The organism is Sphingomonas sp. BL-S-25 (assembly GCF_055521555.1).
Genome location: NZ_CM145486.1, coordinates 1,187,396 through 1,214,061, shown reverse-complemented (window position 1 = coordinate 1,214,061; position 26,666 = coordinate 1,187,396). Strand labels below are relative to the sequence as shown.

Annotated in this window: 22 protein-coding genes; 11 read left to right on the top strand and 11 right to left on the bottom strand. The window is 68.2% G+C overall.

The window, feature by feature from the left end:
* The first annotated feature begins 6 nt into the window (after positions 1-6).
* Both ACZ1H8_RS06040 and ACZ1H8_RS06035 read left to right on the top strand, forming a co-directional pair.
* A complete protein-coding gene (locus ACZ1H8_RS06040; RefSeq protein ID WP_465180449.1) occupies positions 7-2,184 on the top strand; it encodes a TonB-dependent hemoglobin/transferrin/lactoferrin family receptor in 2,178 nt (725 codons plus the stop codon).
* A gap of 14 nt (positions 2,185-2,198) precedes the next feature.
* Positions 2,199-3,176 (top strand): DUF6607 family protein, encoded by a 978-nt coding sequence (locus tag ACZ1H8_RS06035; protein WP_465180448.1) that lies wholly within the window; start codon positions 2,199-2,201, stop codon positions 3,174-3,176.
* Between the two features lie 65 nt (positions 3,177-3,241).
* Here the strand turns inward: ACZ1H8_RS06035 and ACZ1H8_RS06030 are convergent, their stop codons facing one another.
* Positions 3,242-4,252, bottom strand: a complete 1,011-nt coding sequence (locus ACZ1H8_RS06030) for a polyprenyl synthetase family protein (RefSeq protein WP_465180447.1) — start codon at positions 4,250-4,252, stop codon at positions 3,242-3,244.
* Between the two features lie 92 nt (positions 4,253-4,344).
* Here ACZ1H8_RS06030 and ACZ1H8_RS06025 point away from each other — a divergent pair, with 92 nt between their 5' ends.
* Both ACZ1H8_RS06025 and ACZ1H8_RS06020 read left to right on the top strand, forming a co-directional pair.
* Positions 4,345-4,626 (top strand): chorismate mutase, encoded by a 282-nt coding sequence (locus ACZ1H8_RS06025; protein ID WP_465180446.1) that lies wholly within the window; start codon positions 4,345-4,347, stop codon positions 4,624-4,626.
* A 10-nt stretch (positions 4,627-4,636) separates the two neighbouring features.
* Entirely contained in the window at positions 4,637-5,395 is a 759-nt protein-coding gene (locus ACZ1H8_RS06020) for a hypothetical protein (RefSeq protein ID WP_465180445.1), read from the top strand.
* Positions 5,396-5,398: 3 nt separating this feature from the next.
* Here the strand turns inward: ACZ1H8_RS06020 and smc are convergent, their stop codons facing one another.
* The 4 genes from smc to ACZ1H8_RS06000 are packed head-to-tail and all read right to left on the bottom strand — an operon-like array spanning position 5,399 to position 10,834.
* Positions 5,399-8,806, bottom strand: coding sequence for a chromosome segregation protein SMC (smc, locus tag ACZ1H8_RS06015; RefSeq protein ID WP_465180444.1), 3,408 nt, complete (start codon positions 8,804-8,806; stop codon positions 5,399-5,401).
* A 21-nt stretch (positions 8,807-8,827) separates the two neighbouring features.
* Positions 8,828-9,559, bottom strand: coding sequence for a thioredoxin domain-containing protein (locus ACZ1H8_RS06010; protein WP_465180443.1), 732 nt, complete (start codon positions 9,557-9,559; stop codon positions 8,828-8,830).
* A 43-nt stretch (positions 9,560-9,602) separates the two neighbouring features.
* A complete protein-coding gene (locus ACZ1H8_RS06005) occupies positions 9,603-10,307 on the bottom strand; it encodes a thioredoxin domain-containing protein (RefSeq protein ID WP_465180442.1) in 705 nt (234 codons plus the stop codon).
* Complete coding sequence (locus tag ACZ1H8_RS06000) at positions 10,307-10,834, bottom strand: DUF721 domain-containing protein (protein WP_465180441.1); 528 nt, start codon at positions 10,832-10,834, stop codon at positions 10,307-10,309. Before ACZ1H8_RS06000 ends, ACZ1H8_RS06005 begins: the two co-directional genes overlap by 1 nt.
* Before the next feature lie 52 nt (positions 10,835-10,886).
* Between ACZ1H8_RS06000 and ACZ1H8_RS05995 the strand changes: the two genes are divergently transcribed.
* From ACZ1H8_RS05995 to nudC, 3 genes are read left to right on the top strand one after another with little or no spacing between them, the layout of a single operon-like run.
* The gene (locus tag ACZ1H8_RS05995; RefSeq protein WP_465181347.1) at positions 10,887-11,891 is read left to right on the top strand and encodes an A/G-specific adenine glycosylase; all 1,005 of its coding nucleotides are present in this window, start codon (positions 10,887-10,889) and stop codon (positions 11,889-11,891) included.
* Positions 11,888-13,198, top strand: a complete 1,311-nt coding sequence (locus ACZ1H8_RS05990) for a serine hydrolase domain-containing protein (RefSeq protein ID WP_465180440.1) — start codon at positions 11,888-11,890, stop codon at positions 13,196-13,198. The genes ACZ1H8_RS05995 and ACZ1H8_RS05990 overlap by 4 nt, the downstream gene beginning before the upstream one ends.
* Positions 13,195-14,070: an NAD(+) diphosphatase gene (gene nudC / locus ACZ1H8_RS05985; protein ID WP_465180439.1), complete on the top strand. Its 876-nt coding sequence runs from the start codon at positions 13,195-13,197 to the stop codon at positions 14,068-14,070. Before ACZ1H8_RS05990 ends, nudC begins: the two co-directional genes overlap by 4 nt.
* Positions 14,071-14,085: 15 nt before the next feature.
* Here nudC and ACZ1H8_RS05980 read toward each other — a convergent pair whose 3' ends face one another.
* Positions 14,086-14,976: a prephenate dehydratase gene (locus ACZ1H8_RS05980; protein WP_465180438.1), complete on the bottom strand. Its 891-nt coding sequence runs from the start codon at positions 14,974-14,976 to the stop codon at positions 14,086-14,088.
* Positions 14,977-15,115: 139 nt separating this feature from the next.
* On the opposite strand from ACZ1H8_RS05980, the gene ACZ1H8_RS05975 reads away from it, so the two are divergent.
* Positions 15,116-15,784, top strand: a complete 669-nt coding sequence (locus ACZ1H8_RS05975) for a c-type cytochrome (RefSeq protein WP_465180437.1) — start codon at positions 15,116-15,118, stop codon at positions 15,782-15,784.
* Between the two features lie 95 nt (positions 15,785-15,879).
* Here ACZ1H8_RS05975 and ACZ1H8_RS05970 read toward each other — a convergent pair whose 3' ends face one another.
* Together ACZ1H8_RS05970 and ACZ1H8_RS05965 are read right to left on the bottom strand one after the other, a co-directional pair.
* On the bottom strand, positions 15,880-16,788 hold the full coding sequence (locus ACZ1H8_RS05970; protein WP_465180436.1) for an LOG family protein: 909 nt from the start codon (positions 16,786-16,788) through the stop codon (positions 15,880-15,882).
* Between the two features lie 23 nt (positions 16,789-16,811).
* A complete protein-coding gene (locus ACZ1H8_RS05965) occupies positions 16,812-17,513 on the bottom strand; it encodes an extensin-like domain-containing protein (RefSeq protein WP_465180435.1) in 702 nt (233 codons plus the stop codon).
* 181 nt (positions 17,514-17,694) lie between these two features.
* Here ACZ1H8_RS05965 and ACZ1H8_RS05960 point away from each other — a divergent pair, with 181 nt between their 5' ends.
* The 3 genes from ACZ1H8_RS05960 to ACZ1H8_RS05950 all read left to right on the top strand — a co-directional run bounded on the left by ACZ1H8_RS05960 (position 17,695) and on the right by ACZ1H8_RS05950 (position 21,706).
* The gene (locus ACZ1H8_RS05960) at positions 17,695-18,852 is read left to right on the top strand and encodes a phosphoserine transaminase (RefSeq protein WP_465180434.1); all 1,158 of its coding nucleotides are present in this window, start codon (positions 17,695-17,697) and stop codon (positions 18,850-18,852) included.
* Positions 18,853-18,948: 96 nt separating this feature from the next.
* Positions 18,949-20,526: a phosphoglycerate dehydrogenase gene (gene serA, locus ACZ1H8_RS05955; RefSeq protein ID WP_110150657.1), complete on the top strand. Its 1,578-nt coding sequence runs from the start codon at positions 18,949-18,951 to the stop codon at positions 20,524-20,526.
* 91 nt (positions 20,527-20,617) lie between these two features.
* The gene (locus ACZ1H8_RS05950) at positions 20,618-21,706 is read left to right on the top strand and encodes an ATP phosphoribosyltransferase regulatory subunit (protein WP_465180433.1); all 1,089 of its coding nucleotides are present in this window, start codon (positions 20,618-20,620) and stop codon (positions 21,704-21,706) included.
* A gap of 40 nt (positions 21,707-21,746) precedes the next feature.
* Here ACZ1H8_RS05950 and ACZ1H8_RS05945 read toward each other — a convergent pair whose 3' ends face one another.
* Genes ACZ1H8_RS05945 through ACZ1H8_RS05935 form a run of 3 tightly spaced genes read right to left on the bottom strand, consistent with a single transcriptional unit; the run spans position 21,747 to position 26,661 of the window.
* Positions 21,747-23,165, bottom strand: a complete 1,419-nt coding sequence (locus tag ACZ1H8_RS05945) for a mannitol dehydrogenase family protein (RefSeq protein ID WP_465180432.1) — start codon at positions 23,163-23,165, stop codon at positions 21,747-21,749.
* Positions 23,166-23,198: 33 nt separating this feature from the next.
* Positions 23,199-24,185, bottom strand: a complete 987-nt coding sequence (locus ACZ1H8_RS05940) for a retroviral-like aspartic protease family protein (protein ID WP_465180431.1) — start codon at positions 24,183-24,185, stop codon at positions 23,199-23,201.
* A gap of 58 nt (positions 24,186-24,243) precedes the next feature.
* Entirely contained in the window at positions 24,244-26,661 is a 2,418-nt protein-coding gene (locus ACZ1H8_RS05935) for a ligase-associated DNA damage response DEXH box helicase (RefSeq protein WP_465180430.1), read from the bottom strand.
* Positions 26,662-26,666: the final 5 nt, after the last annotated feature.

Here is a 26,666-nt window from a genome sequence, read left to right as displayed (position 1 = left end):
GCGGAAATGAACATCGGGGAACGAGTGAAGCTGCTGGCCGGCGCCGGCATCCTTGCGCTGTCGGCAGCGCTGCCAGGCGCGTCGCAGGCGCAGGATGTGGCGAGCGTCGAGCCGGGACAGATTACGGTGACGGCCACGCGGATCCCGGTCGCGACGCAGGACGCGCCGGCCACGGTGAGTGTGATCGACGAGCGCCAGATTGCGGACGAGCTGGCCACCGACATCAAGGACCTGGTCCGGTTCGAACCCGGCGTGAGCGTCACTCGGGCACCGACCCGCTTCGGCGCGGCACTCGGCGTCACCGGCCGGGCGGGCAATGAAGGCTTCATCATCCGCGGCATCGGCGGCAACCGCGTGCTGATCCAGGTCGACGGCGTCCGCGTCCCCGACGGCTTTACCTTCGGCGCCCAGGCGGCAGGGCGCGGCGACTATGTCGACCTGGGTCTGATCAAGTCGGTCGAGATCCTGCGCGGGCCGACCTCGGCGCTCTATGGCAGCGACGGGCTATCGGGTGCGGTCAGCTTCATCACCAGCGATCCGGCAGACTTCCTGCGCGACGGCAACGGCGTCGGCGGGCTGGTGCGTGCGGCGTACAGCTCGGCCGACAATGAGTTCGCCGAAACCGCGATCCTGGCGGGCCGCTCGGGCGACTGGTCGATCATGGCCGCCTATACGCGGCGCGACTATAACGAGCTGGAGAACCAGGGAACGGTCGGCGGGCGCGGCGCGGCGCGGACCGTTGCCAATCCGCAGGAGGGCCGGTCGAACGCCGCGCTCGGCCGGATCGTGTGGGAGCCGGGCAATGGCCACAAGCTGCGCGTGACCGGCGAGTATCTCGACACCCGCCTGGATACCGATGTCCAGACCGGTCTGAGCAGCACGGTCGATCTGCTCCAGGCGCGCGACACCGGCAAGCGGACGCGGGTCACCGCCGACTGGAGCTGGCAGGGTGCGGGCCTGGTCGAATATGCCCGGCTCGCCGCCTTCTGGCAGGATGCCGAGGATGTCCAGTTCACTGACGAGGATCGCACCCCGGCGGCAGATCGGGAGCGGCTCAACACGTTCGAGAATCGCGTCTACGGTGCCTCGGGCGAGATCCGGTTGACGCCTCGTGGTGGGGTCCGGCTGCTGTTCGGCGGCGACATCAGCTTCACCGATCAGAAGGGCCTGCGCGACGGCGTGGTCCCGCCAGCCGGCGAGGTCTTCCCGACCCGTGCCTTTCCCGAGACCGACTATATGCTTGCCGGCTTGTTCGCGGCGGGCGAGGTCGAGGTCGGGCCGCTGACGCTGTATCCGGCGCTGCGCTTCGACGCCTATGACCTGAAGCCTGAAAAGGACCCGCTGCTCCCCGCCTTCACCGGCGCGCAGCAGGACGGCCAGCGCGTCTCGCCCAAGCTGGGCGCGGTGCTGAAGCTGGGCGATCATGTTCGCCTGTTCGGCACCTATGCCCATGGCTTCAAGGCGCCCGAGCCGGGGCAGGTAAACCAGTTCTTCGAGAATATCGCCTTTGGCTATACTTCGCGGCCCAACCCGAATCTGGGGCCCGAGACGAGCAAGAGCGTCGAGGGCGGCGTGCGCTTCGCCTTCGACTGGCTCAATGTCGATCTCACCGCCTTCCACGCCGATTTCGACGACTTCATCTCCCAGGAAGTGGTCGGCGGCGGTTTCACCCCGGCCGATCCGGCGATCTACCAGTTCGTCAATCTCGACCGGGCACAGGTCAGCGGCGCCGAAGCGCGCATTCGCGCCAATGCGAGCTGGGGGCTGAATGCCAACCTCTCAATCTCCTGGGCGAAGGGCGAGGTGATCGATCCCGACGGAACGCGCAGTTCGCTGTCCACGGTCGATCCGCTGAAGATCGTCGCCGGCCTCGGCTATCGCGATCCGGCGGGTCGCTTCGGTGGGCAGCTGATCGCGACCCATGCTGCGCAGAAGGAACAGGGGCAGACGCGCGGGGTCTGCGCGACCGCCTGCTATCGGCCCGGGGCGTTCACGATCCTGGACGCGACTGCCTTCTTCCGGGTGACTCGGGACATCACGCTGCGCGCGGGCGTGTTCAACATCTTCGACCGCAAATACGCGATGTGGAATGACGTTCGCGGCCTCGCCGACAGTTCGACGATCAAGGACGCCTATACCCAGCCCGGCCGCAATGCGAGCGCGTCGCTGAGCTTCCGGTTCTGAAGAGGAGGGGGACGATGAAGCATCATTATTTCCGCGCCGCGGCGCTTGCGTGGCTTGCCATTCCGCTGGCCGGCACGCCTGTCCTGGCCCAGACGACTGCAGTCGCACCCGTCGCTTCCTACGAGGCGGATCGGGCCGACATCCTGGCGATGGCGGGCAATTACAAGGTCCGCTTCGACATGCAGGAATCCACTGCATGGCGGGCCGATTACACGCCGATCGAGGCCAAGGTCTCGGGCGGGCACGAAAGCATCCGCGTGATCGAGGACAGCGGCCGCCGCATCTCGCTTCAGCACCTGCTGGTGATCGAGCATGAGGGCAAGACTCATGTCATCAAGCATTGGCGACAGGACTGGGACTATGAGCCGGCGCGAGTGCTGGTCTATTCCGGCCCGGACAGCTGGACCTGGCGCACGCTGAGCGATGCCGAACGCAAGGGCAAATGGTCGCAGACCGTGTGGCAGGTCGACGACAGCCCGCGCTATGGCGGTGTCGGCGCCTGGACGACGGTAGGCGGGGTGCGGCGATGGGAATCGGACGGCACCTGGCGACCGCTGGCGAGACGCGATGCAGTGCGCGGCCCCGTCTATGACCGCTATTACGGCATCAACCGCCACCAGATCGCGCCCGCCGGCTGGATCCACTGGCAGGACAATATCAAGATGGGCCAGTTCGACGGCGCGCTGAAGCCCGTCGTCCAGGAATATGTCCTCAACAGCTACACACGTTTCGAGGGCTATCCGTCCAAGGCGGCGGACGCTTACTGGACGGCGACCAAGGGCTATTGGGCGGCGATCCGCGCCGAATGGGCCCGCATCGCGGAGACCAAGAACGGCATCCGCATCACCGAGGCGGCCGAGGCCGGAACGGTAATCGCCAGCCGGCTGCTGGAGATTGCCGACGAGCTGCAGGCCGGAAAGACGCGGGAAGCCGACGCGATCCGCACGGCACGCGCGCTGATGGATCAGGCGACCCGCGCGGCGGGGCAATAGCTCCCCCCTGGCCGCTGCGCCGGATGCGCCCGGCGCGGCGGCCGTCTTTTATCCGGAACTTGAGATCAGAATGCGCGGGCGACCGCGAACTCGACCGCCTCGATCATCGCATCCTTCGCCTTGCTGGCGGGGAAGGCGCCGATCGCGTCGATCGCGCGCTGGCCGTAATGGCGGGCGCGGGCCAGCGTGTCGTCGACCGAATGGCTGGCGCGGACGAGCCGGATCGCCTCGGCGAAATCCTCGTCCGAATTACGATGGCCGGTGACCGCCGCCTTCCAGAAGGCGCGCTCCTCTTCGTTGCCGCGCGCATAGGCGAGGATCACGGGGAGGGTCATCTTGCCCTCGCGGAAGTCGTCGCCGGCATCCTTGCCCATCGTGCCTGCGTCCGAGATATAGTCGATCGCGTCATCGACCAGCTGGAAGGCGATGCCGAGGTTGCGGCCATAGGCGTCGAGCGCCGCTTCCTCCGCCTCGCCGCGCTCGGCGACGACGGCGGCGATGCGGCAGGCGGCGGCGAACAAGGCCGCGGTCTTCGCGCCGATGATGTCGAGATAGCGTTCCTCGCTAAGGTCCAGCCGGCGTACCGCAGTCAGCTGGTTCACCTCGCCCTCGGCGATGATCGCGCTGGCGCTGGAGAGGATCTTGAGCACCTTCAGGCTGCCGTCCTCGACCATCAGCTCGAACGAGCGGCTGAACAGGAAGTCGCCGACCAGAACGCTGGCCGGGTTGCCCCAGATGATGTTGGCGGTGCGGCGGCCGCGGCGCAGGTCGGACGAATCGACGACGTCGTCGTGGAGCAGCGTTGCGGTGTGGATGAACTCGACCGCGGCGGCCAGCCGGTGATGGCGATTGCCCGAATAGGCGAGCAGCTCGGCACTGGCGAGCGTCAGCATCGGCCGCATCCGCTTGCCGCCGCCCGCGATCAGATGCCCGGCAAGTTCGGGGATCAGCGGAATGTCCGACTGCATGCGATCGAGGATCACCGCATTCACCGCGTTCATCCCCGGGGCGACCAGGGAAATCATGGGCTCCAGCGAGGGCTCGCGGGAGGTGAGGCGGTGGATGGTTGCGCTCATCGGGGCGCTCTGGCCTTTGCGTGCGACAAACGCAAGGGCGCGGGCTTGCGTGAGGCGCCCCCGCGCGCAAAAGGGCGCCTGGGAGGACCCGCATGAGCGACGAAATGCTGAGTCGGTATCGCCAGAGCATCGACAATATCGATGCTGCGCTGGTGCATATGCTTGCCGAGCGCTTCAAGATCACCCAGGCGGTGGGGGCCTACAAGGCGAAGCACCAGCTGCCCGCAGCCGATCCGGGCCGCGAGGAGCGCCAGATCGCGCGGCTCCGCGGGCTGGCCAAGGATGCCGATCTCGATCCCGAATTTTCCGAGAAATTCCTGCGCTTCATCATCGACGAGGTGATTCGCCACCACGAGCAGGCCCAGGCCAAGTGAGGCTGCGCCGATGAGAAGGGGCATCGCCGCGGCGCTGGCGGGCGTCGCGCTGGTTGCCGGGGCGACCCTGTGGTTCGCGACGCGGTCGCCCGAGCCTGGCCCGGCACCCAGTCCGACCCCGAGCGCCAGTCCGATGGCACTGCCTTCTCCGGCCGCCTCGCCTTCCCCCGACGCGAAAACGCGCCTGGCCCGCGCGGTCGCTGCCGCCTTTCCCTCGGGCACCCGGTTCCCCCGGGACTATAACGCGCTGGAGTTCGACGATCATCGGCTGATCGATGCGCCGTTCGGCCCGGTGCTGATCAGCCATGGCCATATCGAGGATGCGGGACACTCGGACGCCGGCACGATCCGGGTCGATTACCTGACCGAACGCGATGGCCGCTTCGCAGTGGCGCGCAGTTTTCCCAAGGTCCTCGAACTGGGCAGCATGGGCGATCTGAGCGACTGGTCGGTGTCCGATCGCTTCACCAGCCTTCCCGTCATCGTCGCGGAAGGCGGCGGCACCTGGCAGGGCTATAGCTGCAGCATGACCGCGCTTGCCGAGCTGCGCCCGGGCGGACCCGTCGAAGTGGCGTCGATCCATTCGGGCTATGACAATGGCGGTGCAGTCGAAGGTGCTGTGACTTCGGCCGAGGGCAAGATCGTCGATATCGAGCGGAACAAGGGCTTCACCGTCCGCTACACCGGCTCCATGGCCTTCGACGAGCGCTATGTCTGGCGCGATGGCCGCTTCGTGCTGGATGGAAAGAGCCGCGTTCCCGAGTGCTGAGCGCTATTCCGCGGCAAGCAGGCTCTCGGCGCCGCCAAGGTCGACCGACACCAGCCGGCTGACGCCGCGCTCGACCATCGTCACGCCGAACAGGCGGTGCATGCGGCTCATCGTCGCGGCATTGTGGGTGACGATCAGATAGCGGGTCCGGGTTTCCTGGGTCATCTTGTCGAGCAAGTCGCAGAAACGCTCGACATTGGCGTCGTCGAGCGGGGCGTCGACCTCGTCCAGAACGCAGATCGGCGCGGGGTTGGTGAGGAACAGCGCGAAGATGAGCGCCACCGCGGTCAGCGCCTGTTCGCCGCCCGACAAGAGCGTCAGCGACTGGAGGCGCTTGCCTGGAGGCTGGGCCATGATCTCGAGCCCCGCCTCCAGCGGATCGTCCGAATCGACCAGTTCGAGATGCGCCTGGCCGCCATTGAACAAGGCGGTGAACAGGCGGCGGAAATGCTGGTCGACCGCCTCGAATGCCGCCAGCAGCCGCTGGCGCCCTTCGCGGTTGAGCGTGCCGATCGAGCCGCGCAGGCGGTGGACCGCCTGGCTGAGTTCGTCACGCTCCTTCGCGCTGCTCTCGGCCGAGGCGGTCAGTTCGGCCAGCTCGCTCTCGGCAACCAGGTTGACCGGACCGATCCGCTCGCGCTCGGCGACCAGCCGGTCGTGTCCGGTCGATTCCTCCTGCGGCTCGCGGACATTGGCCTCGTCGAAGCCGGCGCGTTGCGGCAGCAGCGGGGGCGGGCATTCGAAGCGTTCGCCCGACAGCCGGCCCATCTCGATCCGGCGCATCTCCTGATTCTCGGCGCGTGCGGTCGCGCCTGCCCGAGCCTCGCGCGCCTGGGCCAGCGCTTCGTTCGCGCCGCGGACCTGGCCTTCGGTGGCGCGCACGGCCGCCTCCGCCTCGCGCTCGGCCGCTTGGGCGGCAGCGCTCGCGGCGCGCGCCGCCTCGCCCGCGGCTTCGGCTTCGGCAACCTGCGCATCGAGTTGCGCGGGGCGATCGACCAGAGTCTCGCTTTCCTCGGCCAGTTCGATGGCGCGCTTGTCCATCTCGGCCGATCGCCGCGCCGCCTCGCCGGCACGGGTGTTCCAGCCTTTTGCCTCGGCAGCGGCTGCGGCGCGGCGCTCGCGTGCCTGGGCGATCTCGCGTTCCAGCGTGCTGCGTTCGGTGCGGGCGGCTGCAGCGGCAGCGCGGCGGGTTTCGGCTTCCGACGAGAGGCGCGCGACCTTTTCGCGAGTGGCGCTGCCGTCCGGGAGTGCGGTCTTTGCCGCTTCGGCACGGGCCAGCTCGGCGGCCGCCTCGTCCTGTTCCGCAACGACGCGGGCCCGGCGCGATTCGAGGTCGGCGCGCTGCGATTCCAGCCGTTCGAGCTGGCCCGTCGCGCGATCCTCGGCGCGCGCGGCGTCGCGTCCCGCAGTCTCCGAGGCGTCGAGCAGCCGGCGACAGTCGCTGGCATTGCGGCGTGCCTCGGCAATCGCCTCGTCGATCCGCGCCAGCTCGGCATCGGCCGATTCGACGGCACGGACCGCGGCCGGGCGGGCCTTTTCGATCGCCGAGAGCCGGTTGATCCGCACCAGCCGCTCGGCAGCGGCCGCGCCCCCCGAACGGGCGACATAGCCGTCCCAGCGGCGCAGCGTTCCTGCCAGCGTGACCAGCCGCTGGCCGACCGCGAGCGTCTGGCCGGTATCGGCATCGGCGACCAGCGTCTGCGCCAAGCGGCGGGCAAGTTGCGGCGGTGGCTGGACATGGGCGGACAGCCGCGAGGTGCCCGGCGCCTCGGCGGGGTCGGCGGGCAGGGCGTCCGCGCCCGACCAGTAGCGTTCCGATCTGGGGTCGAGCCCGGCTTCGAGATCGTCGCCCAGCGCCGCGGCGAGCGCACGTTCATAGCCGGCGTCGACGCGCAGCTTGTCGAGCACGCGGTCCTTGTCCGAGGGGCGGGTCGACTTGGCCAACGCCTGCGCCTCGCTGTCGAGCTGTGCCAGTTCGGCATGGGCGGCGGAACGGGCCGACTGGGCGCGATCGCGGCTGTCGATCGCGCCGCGCTCGGTCGCATCGGCGCGGGTCAGTCCGGTGCGCGCGGTCTCGGCCTGGCGCAGCGCCAGCGCGCGCGCGTCGGCGGCGCGCAGCTTCTCGGCCTTGAGCGGCTCGGCATCGGGCAGCGCGCGGCGCTCCGACTCGATCCGGGCCAGGTCGCGCTGGCTGCGTTCGACACGGGCGCGGGCGGCGGCCAGCGCTGCTTCGGCAACGCGCGCCTCCGCCGCCTCGGTTGCCTGCGCCGCAAGCGCCTGCGCCAGTGCCACCTCGGCGTCGCGCGCGGCGCGCTCGGCATCGGCCAGCGCGGTGTCGAGCGTCGGCAGCCGCTCGGCCGCGCCGGCGATGCGCTGGTCGAGCGATTTCACCTCCTCGGCCAGCCGGGCCAATGCCTCCGCCGCGTCGCGGGCGAGCGCGCCCTCGCGGCTGCGATCGTCCGCCAGCCGGCGTTCGGCATCCTTCAGCTCGGCGATGCGGCGCTCGACCGCGTGGCGTTCGCTGCGCAGCGTCGCGAGCGCGTGCATCGCCTCGCTGGCGCGGTCGCGCACCATCAGCGCATCGGCGCGCAGCGTCGCGAGCCTGGTTGCCGCTTCCTGCTGGGCAGCGACGGCCTGGTCATGCGCCGCGCCACGCTCGGTCACCAGCGCATCGGCGGTCTGCGCTTCCTTCTTGGCGATATCGGCGGCGGTCGCCGCCTCGCGCCAGCGGGCGAAGATCAGCCGCGCCTCGGCAACGCGGATGCGGTCGGACAATTCGCGATAGCGTTCGGCCTGGCGCGCCTGGCGGCGCAGCGCCTGGGCGCGCGTTTCCTGGTCGGTGATGACTTCGTCGAGTCGCGCGAGATTGGTCTCGGTCGCGCGCAGTTTCTGTTCGGCATCCTTGCGACGGACATGGAGTCCGGCGATGCCGGCCGCCTCCTCCAGCATTGCGCGACGCTCGGCGGGCTTGGCCGAGATGATCGCGCCGATCCGGCCCTGGCTGACCAGCGCCGGGCTGTGCGCGCCGGTCGCGGCGTCGGCAAAGGCGAGCGACACGTCCTTGGCGCGGACGTCACGGCCGTTGATGCGATAGGCGGAACCGGCACCGCGCTCGATCCGGCGGACGATTTCGACTTCGCCCTCGTCACCCATCTCGTCGGTCAGGATCGAGACTTCGGCGAAATCGCGCTGGGGGCGGGTGGCGGTGCCGGCGAAGATCACGTCTTCCATGCCGGCGCCGCGCATCGATTTCGGGCTGTTCTCGCCCATGGCCCAGCGCAGCGCCTCGAGCAGGTTCGACTTGCCGCAGCCATTGGGGCCGACGATGCCGGTCAGCCCGGGCTCGATGCGCAGGTCGGCGGGATCGACGAAGCTCTTGAACCCCGAAAGCCGGAGCCGCTTGATCTGCATCGTCCCGCCCCCTGCCGGAGGTCAGCGCGCGCCGGCGGCGCGCAGGGCTGCCTCCATCTGCTCCCATCCACCTTCGAACTTGACGTCATTGATGAAGAAGCTGGGCGTGCCGCTGACGCCCTTCTCGACGCCGGCCTGCGCGTTCTTGGCCACCGTGTCGATCGCGCTCTGGTCGCTGAGGCACTTGTCGAGCTGTCCCTGCGACACGCCACGCTGCTTCATGAAATCGGCATAGCCGAGCAGGTTGACGAACTGCTTCGCCTGGTCGCCAGGGGCCATCGACTGCATCTGGCGGAAGGTCGCCTCGGGGATCTGCATCGCCCGGTCGTTGAAGCTCTTCTGCTCGGCATACATGCCGTCGAGGATCGGGAAGAAGCTCTCGGTCGGGACGCAGTGGCCGATCAGGATCAGGCCGAGGTCCTGCGGATGAAGCGGAAAGTCGCGGAATTCATAGCTGACCTGGCCGGTCGAGACATATTTCTCACGCAGCGGCTCGACCGCGGTGGTCGCGAAATAGGCGCATCCGGGGCAACTGCGCGAACCGAATTCGACCAGCTTGATCGGGGCGTTGGGATTGCCCTGGCGCATGCCGCCCTCGGGCGTCTTTTCGACGATATCGACCCATTTCTTGCCGGCGGGTGCGGCGACCTTGGGCGCGGCAGGGCCCTGGGCGGTGGCGACGTTTCCGTCGGTCGAACCGCCGCCGCAGCCGGCCAGGGCAAGCGACGCGATCAGGGCAAGGGCAACACGCATTTCAGGTCTCCGTTGGTAAGTCACAGGCGCCGATCGGCGGAAATCACTTGAGTAGGGGCTCGAGCTGAGCCCAGATGTGGACATTGTCGAGCTTGCGGCCGTTCAGGAAGAATGTCGGGGTGCTGTTCACCCCAAGCTTCTGTGCATCGCCGGTGATCTTGCCCAGCTCGATCAGTGCCGGCCGGTCTGACAGGCACTGGGTGACTCGCGCTTCTGTCATTCCGCGCTGCTTGAAGAACGCGGTATAGCCCAGCTTGTCCGACAGCGCGCGCGCCTGAGGCACAACGTCCATCGCCTCGAGCGCCTTGAAATCGGCATCGGTCAGTGCCTGTCCGCGGGCGTTGAAGCCCGGCAGGCCAGCAAACATCGCGTCGAGCGTCGAGAAGTAGCGGGCAGTCGGCACGCAGCGGCCGAGCAGCGAGATGGCGATGTCCTGCGGGTGGATCAGATAGTCGCGGAATTCGTAGCTCACCTTGCCGCTGGCCACATAGTTGCTGAACAGCGGCTTCGACTCTGCGGCAAAGCGCGCGCAGGTCGGGCAGCTACGCGAGCCATATTCGACCAGCTTGAGCGAGGCATTCGGATTGCCGATGCGGAAGCCGCCCTCGGGCGTCTTGACGATGGTGGTCGTCCAGCTCGGTCGCGCTGCCGCCTTCTTCGCGGCGGCGGGCCGGCCCTTCTTCGCCTGGGCGAGGGCCGGGGGTGTGACGACGAACAGCGCCAGGAAGGCGAGAGCAAGGAAACGCATCAGTCGATTCTGCCGAGTTTGGGGATGCCGGACGCGACTCCCGAGGCAAGCGCCTCGAGAACCGCCTTGAGTTCGGGGTCGGCGATGCCGCGCAGGCTCTCGCCCAGCTCCTCGGGAACCGGCTTGAGCTCGGGCAGCGGCTGGGTGACCGCGCGGCGGCGGACTTCGCCATGGCGGATCTGGAGCTTGCCGACGGCGGTGTAGCCGAAGAATCGGTTCACCCGGTCGACGATCTCGGGCGCGATATGCTGCATCATCGGTGCATAGGCTCCGGTAACGACGAGATGGAGCACGCCCTCGCTCCGCTCCCCCTTCGGAAAGCGAATCGATTCGGGCGAGGAGACGCGGGCATAGCGGTCGCCGACGATCTCCGCCCAGCGGCTGACCACCGCATGCTGGACGAAGCCGAACTTGCGGAAGGCGGCGCGACCGACATCGGGCAGCAGCTCGCTGACCGGGCGGGCGCGGTTGCTGCGCTTGGGCTCGGGCCTGGGCTGGCGGCTCGTGGTACGCGGGGGCTTCGTCATTCGCGATCACCCATGCCATAGGCGGGGCGTGCCCGACAACATCGCTGCGACTCTGCTCCGCTGGTATGACCTGAACGCCCGCGACCTGCCCTGGCGGGCGCGGCCCGGCGCGAATGCGACCGAACCCTATCGCGTGTGGCTGAGCGAAGTGATGCTCCAGCAGACCCAGGTCGCGACGGTGATCCCCTATTTCGAGAAATTCACCGCGCGCTGGCCCGATTTCGCGGCGCTGGCCGCCGAAGAGGATGCCGAGGTGATGAGCGCCTGGGCAGGGCTCGGCTATTATGCCCGGGCGCGCAACATGCTCGCCTGCGCCCGCGAAGTCGCGCGGCGCGGGGCGATGCCGGAAAGCGAGGCCGAGCTGCTGGGGCTGCCGGGCGTGGGGGGCTATACCGCGGCGGCGATCGCGGCGATCGCCTTCGGGCGGCGCGCGGTGGTGGTCGACGGCAATGTCGAGCGAGTCGTGACCCGGCTGTTCGCGCTGGCCGATCCCCTGCCGGGCGCAAAGCCGCGGATTCGGGTGCTGACCGACACGATCACGCCCGATGCGCGCGCCGGCGATTTCGCACAGGCGATGATGGACCTGGGTGCGACGATCTGCACCGCGCGGTCGCCGCGCTGCCTGTTGTGCCCGCTGCGCGAGTCGTGCGCGGGGTTTGCGACCGGGGCGCCCGAGGCGTTTCCGGTGAAGGCGAAGAAGCCGGCCAAGCCGCAGCGCCATGGCACGATCTTCTGGGTCGAGCGCGAGGGGCAGGTGCTGCTGGTGCAGCGGCCCGACAAGGGGCTGCTCGGCGGAATGCGTGCGCTGCCGACCGGGCCATGGGCCGATGCACCGCCGGGGACCGAGGGCGCGCCGGTCGCGGCGGACTGGCGAATTCTCGATCGCAGCGTGAGCCATGTCTTCACCCATTTCCGGCTCGACTGTGCGCTTGCGGTTGCCACAATCGGGGCGCAGGAAGCCGTCGACGGCCAGTGGTGGCCGGTGGCGGAAATCGAGTCGGCGGGACTGCCGACCGTCTTCGCCAAGGCGGCAGAGGCGATACGGAGAGCGATATGAAGGCACGGTTCCTGAAGCTGGCATTGGGCGGGGCGCTGGTCGCGATGGTCGCGGTGCAGGCGACCTCGGCGCAGCAGGCGGCACCGGCGCCGGCCCGCGCGGCAGAGGCACTGCCGGCGGTCCATGCGCTTGCCGATCGCTATGTTGCCGAGCGGAAGGTACCGGGAATCGTCGTCGGCGTCGGCCACGGCGACCGGCCGACCGACTTCGTCTCCGCCGGCCGCATTGCCGACGAGCCGCAGGCGGCCGCGGCGGGCCCGGACAGTCTGTGGCGCATCTATTCGATGACCAAGCCGGTGACCGGCATCGCCGCGATGATCCTGGTCGAGGAAGGCAAGCTCAAGCTCGACCAGCCGATCTCGGATTTCATTCCGGCATTTCGCAACATGAAGGTGCTCGACGACCCCAACGGCACCACGCTGGCCAGCCATCCAGCCAAGACCCAGATCACCGTTCGCCACCTGCTGACTCACACCGCTGGACTCGGCTACACGATCATCACCAAGGGGCCGCTGCTAGACGAATATAACCGGCTGGGCCTGAACCCCGCCGCGGTGGGACCGGCGATGGAGCCGCAGATGCGCGCGGCGCGCGCGCCGACGCTGGAGGAGTTCGCCAACCGGGTCGCTCAGGCGCCGCTGATCGCCGAGCCGGGCACCAAGTGGAGCTATTCGATCAGCCTCGACCTGCTCGGCCGCGTGATCGAGGTCGCATCGGGCCAGAAGTTCGACGATTTCCTGAAGGCGCGCATCTTCGATCCGCTCAAGATGAACTCGACCGGCTTCATGGTCGCGCCGGCCAATGCGTCGCGGCTGGCGACCAACTATTTCTACATGGGCGAGAACCGCATGCCGGTCGATGGCGGGCCGACCTCGATCTGGCTGAAGCCGCCCAGCTTTCCCTATGGCGGGGCGGGGCTGGTATCTTCGGCGCGCGATTATGACCGGTTCCTCCACATGCTGCAAAATGGCGGCACGCTGGACGGGGTGCGGATCCTGAAGCCGGAGACGGCCGAATTGGCGATGTCGAACCTGCTGCCGGCGGGCACCGACACCAGCGCGCTGGGCGCGATCAGCGGGCTGGCGGGCAAGCTGGGGTTCGGCGCGGGCGGTTCGGTCTATCTCCAGGACGTGCCGGGCAGTGCGGGCAAGGGCACCTATGGCTGGGCCGGCGCCGCGGGCACGCTCGCCTGGGTCGATCGGGGTCGGGGCATTCGCGGCGTGGTGATGGTCAATTACATGCCGGGCGAAAAATGGCCGCTGCGCGCCGACATCAATCAGGCGATCGCGACCGACTTCCGGCGGTGACACGACCAACCGGCTTTACCGGCGGCACGTTCGACCGCGCCGATCCGCTGCGCAGCGACGCGCAGCGGCTGGCGGCAGCGGTCGCCGATCCTCGGGCGCGGCTGTTGCGCCTGAACGCGCTGGACCCCGAACTCACGCCCGAGGGGCGGCTGGCCTGGGGCTCGGTGGTGGAGGCGGGGGACGAGGACGATCTCGTCTTTCTCGGCTTCATCGAGGGTGTGCCGCATTTCGCGGCGATCGATCCGAAGGCGACCCCGGTCTATGGCCGGTCGCCGGCGGTATTCCGTGCGCTGGAGATCCTGCCGGCCGACGAGGCCGCCAATTATGCCGCGGCACGCAGCGTGGTCGACTGGCATCTGCGCCACCGCTTCTGTTCGGTCTGCGGGACCGGCACGCAGGTCTTTCGAGCCGGATGGGGGCGCAAATGCCCGGTCTGTCACGCGGAGCATTTTCCGCGGACCGACCCGGTCGTGATCATGATCGCCGAGCATGACGGCCGCGCGCTGCTCGGGCGCCAGCCGCCCTGGCCGCGCGGACGCTATTCGGCGCTGGCGGGGTTCCTCGAGCCCGGCGAATCGATCGAGGAAGCGGTTGCGCGCGAGACGCTGGAGGAAACCGGCATCCGTGTGCGCGATATCCGCTACATCGCCAGCCAGCCCTGGCCCTTCCCCTCGTCGCTGATGATCGCCTGCGTCGCCCGGGCCGAGAATGACGAGATCGTCCTCGACCGCAACGAGCTGGAGGACGCTCTGTGGTTCACACGCGACGAGGTTCGCGCCGCGCTGGCGGGGGATCCCGATGCGCGGTTCGTTGCGCCGCCGACCTATGCGATCGCCCACACATTGCTGACCGCCTGGGTCGAGGGCGACTGACGCCGCCGGACGGGGTCAGCCGCGCTCGCGAGCCTGGGCATAGGTGCCGAGCACCCGCATCGACTTGGTGTGGAACTTCAGCTCTTCCAGCGCGCGGTCGAGCGGCGGCTCGCCGGGCCGGCCGGTGACGTCGGCGTAGAATTCGGTCGCGGCGAAGCTGCCGCCGCGCTGATAGCTTTCCAGCTTGGTCATGTTGACCCCGTTGGTCGCAAAGCCGCCCAGCGCCTTGTAGAGCGCGGCGGGGATATTCTTCACCTCGAAGATGAAGGTCGTCATCCACGGGCCGGCGCCGGCAGGCTCCTGCGCCTCGCGCGCCAGGATGACGAAGCGGGTCATGTTGTGGTCGGCGTCGGCCAGATTCTGCGCGAGGATGTTGAGGCCGTACAATTCGCCCGCCCCCGGCGGCACCAGCGCGGCGATCGCCGGGTCGGCCAGCTCGGCGACGACTGCGCCGGCACCCGCCGTGTCGGGATAGGCCACGGGCGTGATCCCCTGTTGCTTCAGCCAGAAGCGGCACTGGCCCAGCGCCTGGGGATGGCTCATCGCCTCGCGCACCTGGCCGATCTCGCCAGTCGCGACCAGGTCGTAGCGGATCGGCAGGAAATGCTCGCCGGTGATCGCCAGCCCCGATTCGGGCAGCAGGAAATGGATGTCGGCGACGCGGCCGTGCAGCGAATTCTCGATCGGGATGATCGCGCGGTCGGCGCGCCCCTCGCGCACCGCATCGATCGCATCCTCGAAGCTGAAGCAGGGCAGCGGCGCGCCCTGGGGAAAGGCCTGCATCGCCGCGATGTGCGAGTTCGCACCCGGGGCGCCCTGGAACGCGACCGCGCGTCCGGGCTCGGCTGCGACGGCTTCGATCATGCGCGCGACGATCGGACGGGCGGGGGCGGCGAAATTGTCCATAGGCCGCGCGCGCTAGCGGGCCTGCGCGCGGGCGACAAGCCCGGTGAAGCGGTCCCATTGCGCAGTGCGGTGAAAGGGTTGGCTTGCGATGCGGGAATCTGCACTCTAGAGGAAAGCTCGAAATCTCAGGGGCGACACGATGGACGATCGCGCGAATACGTTTATGGGGTGGGCTCTGGCCGGCGGTATTGCCGCGCTTGGCCTGTCGATCGTCAGCGGCATGGTGTTCAAGGCACATGAACCCGCCAAGGCCGGCTATGCGATCGAAGGCGAGGTCGAGGCAGCCGGCGGCGCCGAGGCCGACAAGCCGATTGCGGCGCTGCTCGGCACTGCCGATGCGACCAAGGGCGCGGACGTCTTCAAGAAGTGCGCGGCCTGCCACACGATCAACCAGGGCGGCGCGAACGGGATCGGCCCGAACCTGTGGGGAACCATGGGTGAGGCGATCGGCCAGGGCAAGGGCGGGTTCGCCTTCTCCGACGCGCTCAAGGCCGTCGGCGGCAACTGGGACTTCGACAAGATGGATGCGTGGTTGAAGAACCCGCGCAAGTTCGCCCCCGGCACGAAGATGACCTTTGCCGGCCTGCCCAACCAGCAGGATCGCGCGAACCTGATCGTCTACATGAACCAGCAGGGTTCGAACCTGCCGCTCCCGGCGGCACCCGCAGCGACCGAGGAGCCGGCGGCTGCCGGCAACGAGACCGATGCCGCACCGGGCGGCAACCTGTCGAACGAGGCGACTCCCGCGTCGGGCGCGCCCTCGGTCGACAAGGCGGCGCAGACCGAGTTCGAGAAGAAGAACGACTAGGGCTCGCGACACGATAACGGTTATAAAAAGCGCCGCGGAAGATTGCTTCCGCGGCGCTTTTTCTTTGGGCCGGGCCGGAGCGCGGGGCGCGCCGGTTATTCGTGCCCGTTGATTCGGGCGCGCGGACGCTCGATGCGGGTGTGATCCTTGTCGCGCCAGAAGTCCTGGACGATCTGCCAGCCTTCCTCGGCGGTCTCGCAGAAATGGAACAGGTCGAGGTCGCGGCGCGAGATCACGCCCTCCTCGCACAGCGCGTCGAAATTCACGACGCGGTTCCAGAATTCCTTGCCGTAGAAGATCACCGGAATCGGCGCGATCTTGCCGGTCTGGATCAGCGTCAGCAGCTCGAACGATTCGTCGAAGGTCCCGAAGCCGCCGGGGAACACTGCCACCGCGCGCGCATGCAGCAGGAAGTGCATCTTGCGGAGCGCGAAATAGTGGAACTGCATGCTCAGCCCCGGGGTGACATAGGGGTTGGGCGCCTGTTCATGGGGCAGGACGATGTTCAGGCCGACCGTATCGGCGCCGACATCGCGCGCCCCGCGATTGGCCGCTTCCATGATCGACGGGCCACCGCCCGAGGTGACGACGAAATGCTGCTTGCCGGCTTCGTCGCGCGGGAAGTTGCTGGCGAGGCGCGCCAGTTCGCGGGCCACGTCGTAATATTTCGATTTCTCGACCAGCCTCTCGGCGATCTTGCGGCCCTCGGCCGTGGTCGCCAGGTCGAGCAGTGCGGTCGCCTTGGACGGCTCGGGAATCCGCGCCGAGCCATAGACGACGAAGGTCGATGCGATGTTCGCCTCGTCGAGCAGCAGTTGCGGCTTCAGCAGCTCTAGCTGGAAGCGAACCGGTCGCAGGTCGTCGCGCAGCAGGAAATCCAGATCCTGGAAAGCGAGTCGATAGGCGGGATGTTCGGTCTGCGGGGTGGTGCCGTGGTCCTTGGCGGTCTCGGCTTCCTGCTTCGCGGGACGGAATACCCGCGACGGTACTTTGGTATCGGTCATTTATATCCGCTTAGCGCAAAGCCTCAGCGGCAGAAAGGCCCCTTGCCCATGTCGAAGTGCAGGTGGTTGTAGTGGGCGGCGTTGTACTCGGGGCTCAGCACGGTCTTGAACCGGCGGCAGGCGGATTTGTGAACCGCCTCCAGGAATCGCTGCGTGTCCGGGTCGGACGATTTCCAGTCGCGCTCGATGGTGATGCGCCGCCCGTCGCGCAGGACGAAGCCCGAAATGTCGACTGCGTTTGCATGAGCATGCTCGGACAGCTTGGCCGCTCCCGCCGCGCCGCGGCCGACGATGCCGCGGCATGAATAGGTGCCATAGGTCTCGACCTTGACCAGCTCGCTCTTGAGGATCTGCGCCGCAGCCGGGGCAACCGCGTGGCGGACCCAGCCGGTCAGCGCACGGGCCGCCGGGCAGGTGATCGCCTTCAGATTGGTGACCGGCACGCCGATGTCGAGCAGCTGGACTGCGCCGGTGACGATGCAGCCGCCGCCATAGTCGCGGTCCGGCAGCGAGCTGTAGCGCACATCGGCGCGCGACAGATCGGTGAAGCATTGCTGCGTCTCGCGCGACGTCGGCAGGTTCAGCGTGATCGGGCCCGAGCCGCGCTCGCGAATCGTCGGCGAGGGGCGCGGTGCCGGGCGGGTGTCGCGGTCGCCGCCACCGCCGAAGAAGCAGGCGGACAAGGCGAGCGGCATCAGGGGGACGCAGAACCAACGCACATGCATGCGGCCCAGAATACACATCTGCCGCGCGATCTCATCCCCTTGCGGACTGTCGGCAGACCAATCGCATCAAAATTGCGTCGGCCGCGTGCACCACGCAATTGACTTTCCTTGGCGCGGCTTTAGGGCCGTCGGCGGGCCACGCGGTCCCAACGCCGCGCAGCTCTCTGTAAGGAGAGATTACATGACTGATACGATCGTTACCGACGCCCCTCGTGCGTCCGCCAAGCCCGCCACCCGGCCGGCTCGCCCCCATTTTTCCTCCGGTCCCTGTGCCAAGCCGCCCGGCTGGTCGCCCGAGAAGCTCGCCACCGAGGTTCTCGGCCGCTCGCACCGCTCCAAGCTTGGCAAGTCGCGTCTCGCCTATTGCATCGACCTGATGCGCGAGATGCTGAAGCTGCCGGACACGCACCGCATCGGCATCGTCCCGGGCTCCGACACCGGCGCCTTCGAAATGGCGATGTGGACGATGCTCGGCGCGCGCGGCGTGACGACGCTCGCCTGGGAAAGCTTCGGTGAAGGCTGGGTCACCGATGCGGTCAAGCAGCTGAAGCTCGATCCGACCGTGGTGCGCGCTGACTATGGCCAGCTGCCCGATCTGAACGCGATCGACTGGTCGACCGATGTGCTGTTCACCTGGAACGGCACCACCTCCGGCGTGCGGGTGCCGAACGGCGACTGGATTCCGGATGACCGCGAGGGTCTGTCCTTCGCCGACGCCACCAGCGCGGTGTTCGCCTATGACCTGCCGTGGGACAAGATCGATGTCGCGACCTTCTCGTGGCAGAAGGTGCTGGGCGGCGAGGGCGGCCACGGCGTCCTGATCCTCGGCCCGCGCGCGGTCGAGCGGCTGACCAGCTATACCCCGACCTGGCCGCTGCCCAAGGTGTTCCGCCTCGTGTCCAAGGGTGCGCTCGCCGAGGGCGTGTTCAAGGGCGAGACGATCAACACCCCGTCGATGCTGGCGGTCGAGGATGCGATCTTCGCGCTGGAATGGGCCAAGGGCCTGGGCGGCGCCGAGGGCCTTATCGCACGTTCGGACGCGAATGCCGCGGCGCTCGACCGGATCGTCGCCGAGCGCGACTGGCTCGGCCATCTCGCCGCCGACGAGGCATCGCGGTCGAAGACCAGCGTCTGCCTGACGGTCGAGGGTGCGGATGAGGCCTTCATCAAGAAGTTCGCCGCGCTGCTCGAGGCCGAAGGCGCCGCTTTCGATGTCGCCGGATATCGCGACGCGCCCGCGGGCCTGCGCATCTGGTGCGGTGCCACGGTCGATACCGCCGATATCGAGGCGCTCGGCCCCTGGCTCGACTGGGCCTACGCGACCGTCAAGGCGGGCTGATCCCGCATCCGGGCCCGTGCGGTGCGCGGGCCCCGTTTCCCGACACGACTTCATGCGCAGCCGCGGGAGCGGCGCGCCTATCGACAGGATATGACCATGGCCAAGGTACTGATCAGCGACAAGATGGATCCCAAGGCAGCCGAGATCTTCCGCGAGCGCGGGGTCGAGGTGGACGAGATCACCGGCAAGACTCCCGAGGAGCTGGCTGCGATCATCGGCAATTATGACGGGCTGGCGATCCGCAGCTCGACCAAGGTGACCAAGGCGATCCTCGACGCCGCGACGAACCTGAAGGTCGTCGGCCGCGCCGGCATCGGCGTCGACAATGTCGACATCCCCGCCGCCTCGTCCAAGGGCGTGGTGGTGATGAACACGCCGTTCGGCAATTCGATCACCACCGCCGAACACGCCGTCGCGCTGATGTTCGCGCTGGCCCGCCAGCTGCCCGAGGCCGACGCCTCGACCCAGGCGGGCAAGTGGGAGAAGAACCGCTTCATGGGCGTCGAGCTGACCGGCAAGACGCTGGGCCTGATCGGTGCCGGCAATATCGGATCGATCGTCGCCGACCGCGCGCAGGGCCTGCGGATGAAGGTCGTCGCATTCGATCCCTTCCTGAGCCCCGAGCGCGCGGTCGAGATGGGCGTCGAGAAGGTCGAGATCGAGCAGCTGCTGGCACGCGCCGACTTCATTACGCTGCACACGCCGCTGACCGACCAGACCCGCAACATCCTGAGCCGCGACAATCTGCTCAAGACCAAGAAGGGCGTCCGCATCATCAACTGCGCGCGCGGCGGCCTGATCGACGAGGCCGCGCTGAAGGAACTGCTCGATTCGGGCCATGTCGCCGGTGCCGCACTCGACGTGTTCGTGACCGAGCCGGCCAAGGAACATCCGCTGTTCGGCACGCCAAACTTCGTCGCCACCCCGCATCTGGGCGCGTCGACCAGCGAGGCGCAGGTCAATGTCGCGATCCAGGTCGCCGAGCAGATGGCCGATTTCCTCGTGTCGGGCGGCGTCACCAACGCGCTGAACATGCCGAGCCTGTCGGCCGAGGAAGCGCCGCGGGTGAAGCCGTACATGGAACTGGCCGAGAAGCTGGGCAGCCTGGTCGGCCAGCTGCAGCATGGCACCATCCCGCGCGTCTCGATCCACAGCGAGGGCGCGGCCGCCGAGCTCAACCAGAAGCCGATCGTCAGTGCGGTGCTTTCGGGCTTCCTGCGCGTCCATTCGGACACGGTGAACATGGTCAACGCGCCGTTCCTCGCCAAGGAGCGCGGGATCGAGGTTCGCGAGGTCCGTACCGAGAAGGAAGGCGATTACCACACGCTGGTCCGCGTCTCGGTGAAGACCGATGCGGGTGAGCGTTCGGTGGCGGGCACGCTGTTCGGCAACAAGGCGCCGCGCCTGGTCGAACTGTTCGGCATCAAGGTCGAGGCCGATCTGGTCGGCCACATGCTCTATGTCGTGAACGAGGATGCGCCGGGCTTCATCGGTCGCCTCGGCACCACGCTGGGCGAGGCGGGCGTCAACATCGGCACCTTCCATCTCGGCCGGCGCGATGCCGGTGGCGAGGCAGTGCTGCTGCTCTCGGTGGACGAGGCCGTGACGCCCGAACTGATCGCCACCGTGCGCGCGCTTCCGGGTGTGAAGACCGCCATGGCGCTTCGCTTCTGACCTGCCCCTTTCGCCCCGCCTCGCGCTCTGGCAACCGGGCTTCGACAGCCCGTGCCGGAACGGATAAGGGGCGGGGCGAAAGGACCATTTGATGACCGGATTGCTTCCCGAGGGATTCCACGATCGACTGCCGCCCGCCGCAGATGCGGCGGCGCGGGTCGAGGCGCGGGTGCTCGGGGTGGCGCATGGCTATGGCTATGAGCAGGTCGATCCGCCGCTTGCCGAGTTCGCCGATGCGCTCGCGTCGCGACTGAAGGCCGGCGGGATGCGCGACGCTGTTCGGTTCGTCGATCCGGCATCGCAGCAGACGCTGGCGATCCGGCCCGACATCACCGCTCAGGTCGGCCGGATCGCGGCGACCCGCATGGCGCATCACCCCCGTCCTGTCCGCCTCAGCTACGCCGGGCCGGTGCTCAAGCTGCGCGCATCGCAGCTGCGGCCCGAGCGCGCCCTGCGCCAGATCGGATGCGAGCTGATCGGTCTCGATTCGGTTGCCGCTGCCAGCGAGATCGTCCGCGTTGCGGTCGAGGCGCTCGGGCAGGCCGGGGTCGAAGGGGTCGCGATCGACTTCACCCTTCCCGATCTGGTCGACACGCTGGCCGGCGAGACGCTGCCGCCGGCAAAGCTGGCCGAGCTGCGCGAGCGGCTGGACGGCAAGGATGCCGGGGGTGTCGCGGCGATCGCGCCCGACTATCTGCCGCTGATCGAGGCAGCGGGCCCGTTCGATGCGGCAATGGCCAAGCTGCGCGGAATCGAGGCGCTGCAGTCGCGGCTCGACGGGCTGGCACAGGTGGCGGCAAGCCTGCCCGATGGGGTTGCGCTGACGCTCGATCCGACCGAGCGGCATGGGTTCGAATATCAGAGCTGGCTGGGCTTCTCGATCTTCGCGCGCGGCGTGCGCGAGGAGATCGGTCGCGGCGGCACCTATGTGATCGTCCATGAGGATGGCCGGGAGGAGCCGGCGGTCGGCTTCTCGCTCTACGCCGATCCGATCCTCGACGCCGGTATCGGCGCAGGCGACCGGCGCCGGCTGTTCCTGCCGTTTGGCACCGACCCCGCGCGCGGCGCCGAGCTTCGGCGCGAGGGTTGGGTCACCGTCGCCGCGCTGGAGGAGAATGATACGCCCCAGGCGCAATTGTGCAGCCATATCCTGGGCAGCGCGGGTCCGCAGCCCGTGTGAGACCGGCGCCGGGCGGAGGTCCCGCACCGGCGCATCCTGTTCAGATCGCCAGCACGGCTTGTAGGTCGCCCGACTCGAATGCCGCCAGCGCGCGGCCCAGCGCGTTGCGAAAACGCGGTTCCTCGGCCACGCGGGCGGGGAAGACCTGGCGAATCGCAAGCATCGCGTCGAGGTCGGCACTCGCCGCCGACAGCGTGTCCGCGAGCGGATCGGTGATCGTCTCGCCCGCTGCAGTCTTGCGGCGCAGGAACGCGATCCAGGCGGCGATCGGCGCGGCCAGTCGATCGACCGGCCGGCCGGCGTCGAGCGCCTCGGCGATCGTGTCGAGCAGGCGATAGGGTAGCTTCTGCGACCCGTCCCAGGCGATCTGCGACAGCAAATGGCGGATCGCGGGGTTGCGGTAACGGTTGAGCACCGCATCGGCATAGCCGGGCGCATCGAAGCCCTGGATGGCGGGAAGCGAGGGCAGGATGTCGTCATGCGCCAGTCGGATGATGAACCCGGCAAGCGCGGGGTCGGACATCCCTTCGAACACTGTCTCATGGCCTAGCGCCAGCCCGATATAGGCAAGCGAACTGTGGGTGCCGTTCAGCACGCGCAGCTTGGCGCGCTCATAGCCGCGGACGTCGCTGGCCAGCGTCACGCCGACCGATGCCAGGTCCGGCGCGCCGGGGAAGGGCTGAAGTACCCATTGGGTGAAGCGCTCGCGCTGGACCGCGGCGCGATCGTCGACGCCGAGATCCGAGGTGACCTTGGCCAGAAAGGCCTCATCGCTGGCCGGCGTGATCGAATCGACCATCGAATCGGGAAAGGCGACTTCACCCTCGATCCAGTCGGCCAGGCCGGGATCATAGTGACGCGCCAGAGCAGCGCACGCGGCACGCAGCTTCCCGCCGTTGCCGGTCATGTTGTCGCAGCACAGCATCGCGAAGGGTGGAGTGCCGGCCGCGCGGCGATCGCCGAGGCCCGCGACGATCCAGCCGATCACGCTGCGCGGCTCGGCCGGACGGGCCAGGTCGTGGACGATGTCGGGATGATTCAGGTCCAGCGTCCCGTCGCCGCCCAGGCAATAGCCCTTCTCGGTCACGGTGCTCGACGCGATGCGGATGCGCGGGTCGGCCAGCAGCGTCCTCAGTCGGGCGCCCTCGCCGGGGCCAATCGCATCGCTGTGCGCGGCGATGATCCGGTTCTCCGGTTCGCGGTCGAGCACCGCCAGCGTGTAGAGCCCGCCCTGCGCCTTCAGCGCATCGACCGTCCCCGGCGTGCGCAGCGAAACCGCGGCGATGCCCCAGCTTGGATCGCTGTCCAGCAGCGCGTCGACATAGGCCGCCTGATGCGCGCGATGGAAGGCGCCGGGACCGAAATGGACGATGCCGGTGGTGACCGAGGCGATGTCGTGCCCGGGGCGGCGGACCGCGGCGGGCAACGAGGCGAGCGAAGCGGGGGAGAGCGGTGTCATCACCCTGCGCACAGCAGGGCGCGGGGTCCCGAGTCAAGTCCGGCGGCTATGCGGACTAAGGGCTGCCATCGATCCGAAACTGTCGCGTGCGCGCCGCTCGGCCCCCTTGGGCAGCAGGAAGCGGACCTGACGATTGGGAAAGTCGATCTCCACGCGGCGGAATTCCCGCAGCGAGTCCATGCCGAGCAGCATCGCCGGTTTGTCGGCCAGGCCGAAATAGGTGAAGGGCGCCGCGTCGGTGAAGGCGACCGGCATTGCTCCGAAGCGGATATTGCCCAGCTTGATGTCGGGCACCATCATGTAATCGACATTGGCCTTGCCGCCGGTCACGCTGGTGATCTCGGTAATCTGGACCTGACCCTTGCGTGCGCGAACCCGCTTGCGCAGCGCCGAATTGCCCACGCTGACCTGGCTGCCGGTGTCGAGCACGACCTTGATTGGCATGTTGCCATAATATGCGTCGGTCACGATCAACTGGCCGAACTTGCTGCGCGCGACGACGACGATCTCGTCCGGGTCGGTGGGCGTCGCTCGGCGCCGCGGCTGGGACGGCATCACCGCCATCTCGTTGCGCTCGAAATCGATCACCACCCGGTGTTTCTGCAACGTATCGATCCCCAGCAGGCCGGGGGCGCCGATATTGCTCGCCTCCAGCGCCGGGGCGCGGATCGTGTGGCGCTGGCCGATCGACCGGATGAAGAGTTCGGGGACGATCACCGTGTCCACCAGGCTGCGCTCGGTCATCGAGGTGACCTGGATGCGCCCGGACGGCGCGAGGCCCAGGACGCTGGCGAGCTGGCGCGAGACGACCGTGCGCTCGGCGCCGGTATCGATCACGAAATTATAGGGTTTGGAATTGCCGATCCCCACCGGCACCGACAATCTCCGGTCGAGCTGCCCGAGCTGGACCAGCACCGTTTCCGCTGCCGCCTGCTCGATCGTTGCCGGATCCTGGGAAGACGCGCTCGCGATCGCTCCGATCGGCAGTGCGAGCAAGGCCAGGACGCTCAGACCATTCATGGCCTTGAAGATATACCTCGCAATGCTGCGCAGCAATCGCGAAGTTGAATGCCCTAATTCAGTCGAGCCGCATCGCCTCGGTCGCGATCGCTTCCGCCTCGATCAGCAGCTCGTCCTCGGTCACGCCCTGCGCCACCGTCTCGCGGCCGATCATGATCAGCACCGGCACCGCCAGCGGCGTGACGCGATCGAGATCGACGTGCAGCATCCGCTCGCCCGCCGTGTCGAGCAAGTGCGCCAGCCGCCCGACATCGGTCATGCGCGCCCGCGCATCGGCCCAGGCGGCGCGCAGCAGCAGATGGTCGGGTTCGTATTTGCGCAGCACATCGTAGATCAGGTCGGTCGAGAAGGTGACCTGCCGGCCGCTCTTGCGCTTGCCCGGATGCTGGCGCTCGACGAGGCCGCCGATGATCGCGACTTCGCGGAAGGCGCGCTTCAGCAATGCCGATTGCTGGACCCATTCTACGAACTCGTGCTCGAGAATGTCGGGCGAGAACAGCGCGCGCGGATCCTCGATCTTCTCCAGGCCGTACACCGCCAGCGCATAGTCGTTGGCGACGAACCCGACCGGCTTGAGGCCCATGGCCTCCATCCGTCGGGTGATCAGCATGCCCAGCGACTGGTGCGCGTTCCAGCCTTCGAAGCTGTAGCAGATCATGTGGTGGCGCCCCTCATGGGGGAAGGTTTCGACCAGCAGCTGCTCGGGCGTCGGCATCGCCGAACGTCGCGCCTGGGTTTCCAGCCACTCGCGCACATCATCCGGGAAGCGCGGCCACTGGCTGCGATCGTGGAGATATTGCCGGACGCGGTGCGCCAGGTTGGAGGTGATGGCGAGCCGCGCGCCCATATAGCTGGGGATGCGCGCCTGCTTCGCGGTGGCGCGGACGATCAGGTCGGTCAGCTCGACCTTCTCGACCTCCAGCGCCATGCCGGCGAAGAAGAAGGTGTCGCCGGGCGCCAGCGTCGAGCCAAACCCTTCCTCGACCTTGCCCAGCCTGCGTCCATTCTTGAAGCGCACCTCCAGCATCGGGGCCTCGACGATGATGCCGGCGTTCAACCTATGCTGCGCAACAAAGCTCGGATGACTGATCCGCCACAGCCCGTCCTTGCCCAGCGTCAGCCGCTTGAACCGGTCATAGGCGCGCAGGCTGTATCCGCCGTCGGCGATGAAGTTGAGGACGCGGTTGAACACTTCCTGATCGAGCGCCGAATAGGGCAATGCTGCACGCACTTCGTGCAGCATTTGCTCTTCGCTGAAGGGAGCGGCGCAGGCGCAGGCCATGACATGCTGGGCGAGCACGTCGAGCGTGCCGGCGCGGAACACATCCTCGTCCAGCTCGCCCGCCTCGACAGCGTCCAGTGCGGCGCGCGCCTCGAGATACTCCATGCGATTGCCCGGCACGAGCACCGCCTCGCTGGGCTCGTCGAGCCGATGATTGGCGCGTCCGATTCTCTGCAGCAGGCGCGACGATCCCTTGGGCGCACCCATCTGGATCACGCAATCGACATCGCCCCAGTCGACGCCGAGGTCGAGACTGGCGGTGGCGACGAGCGCGCGCAGCCTGCCTTCCGCCATCGCCCCTTCGGCGCGTTGCCGTGCCTCGAGGCTCAGGCTGCCATGATGGACCCCGATCGGCAGGCTGAGCCGGTTCGCCTTCCACAATTGCTGGAACACCAGCTCGGCCAGCCCGCGGGTGTTGCAGAAGACGATCGTGGTACGGTGCGTCTCGATCTCCGCCATCACCTGTTCGATGGCGTAGATGCCCGAATGGCCCGACCAGGGCACGCGATCCTCGGGCAGCAGGATGGCGATGTCGGGATCGGCGCCCTTCTCGCCCTGCACCAGGGTGACCGTGTCGATATCGCCATAGGGCGCCAGCCAGGCGCGATAGGCATCGGGGTCGGCGACCGTGGCGGAGAGGGCGACGCGGCGAAAGCCGGGCACCAGCGCGTGGAGCCGGGCGAGGCACAGCGACAACAGGTCGCCGCGCTTGCCGGAGGCAAAGGCGTGGACCTCGTCGATGACGACCGTCTTCAGCGTGTCGAACATCGTCAGGCTGTCGGGATAGGACAGGAGGAGGCTGAGGCTCTCCGGCGTCGTCATCAGGATCTGCGGCGGCCGCGCACGCTGGCGGGCCTTGCGGTCGCTGGGGGTGTCACCGGTGCGGGTCTCCACCCGGATCGGCACGTCCATCTCCTCGATCGGCGTCAGCAGGTTGCGCTGAACGTCGACCGCCAGCGCCTTGAGCGGCGAGATGTAGAGCGTGTGCAGCCCGTCGACCGGCGCCTCGATCAGGTCCGCAAGCGTCGGCAGGAATCCGGCCAGCGTCTTGCCCGCCCCGGTCGGCGCGACCAGCAGCGCATGCTGTCCGGCGCGGCCGGCGGCCAGCATGTCGAGCTGATGCCGCCGCGGGGTCCAGCCACGCGCGGCAAACCAGTCGGTCAGCGGCTGCGGAAGCTGGGAACCTGTTGGCATCGCAA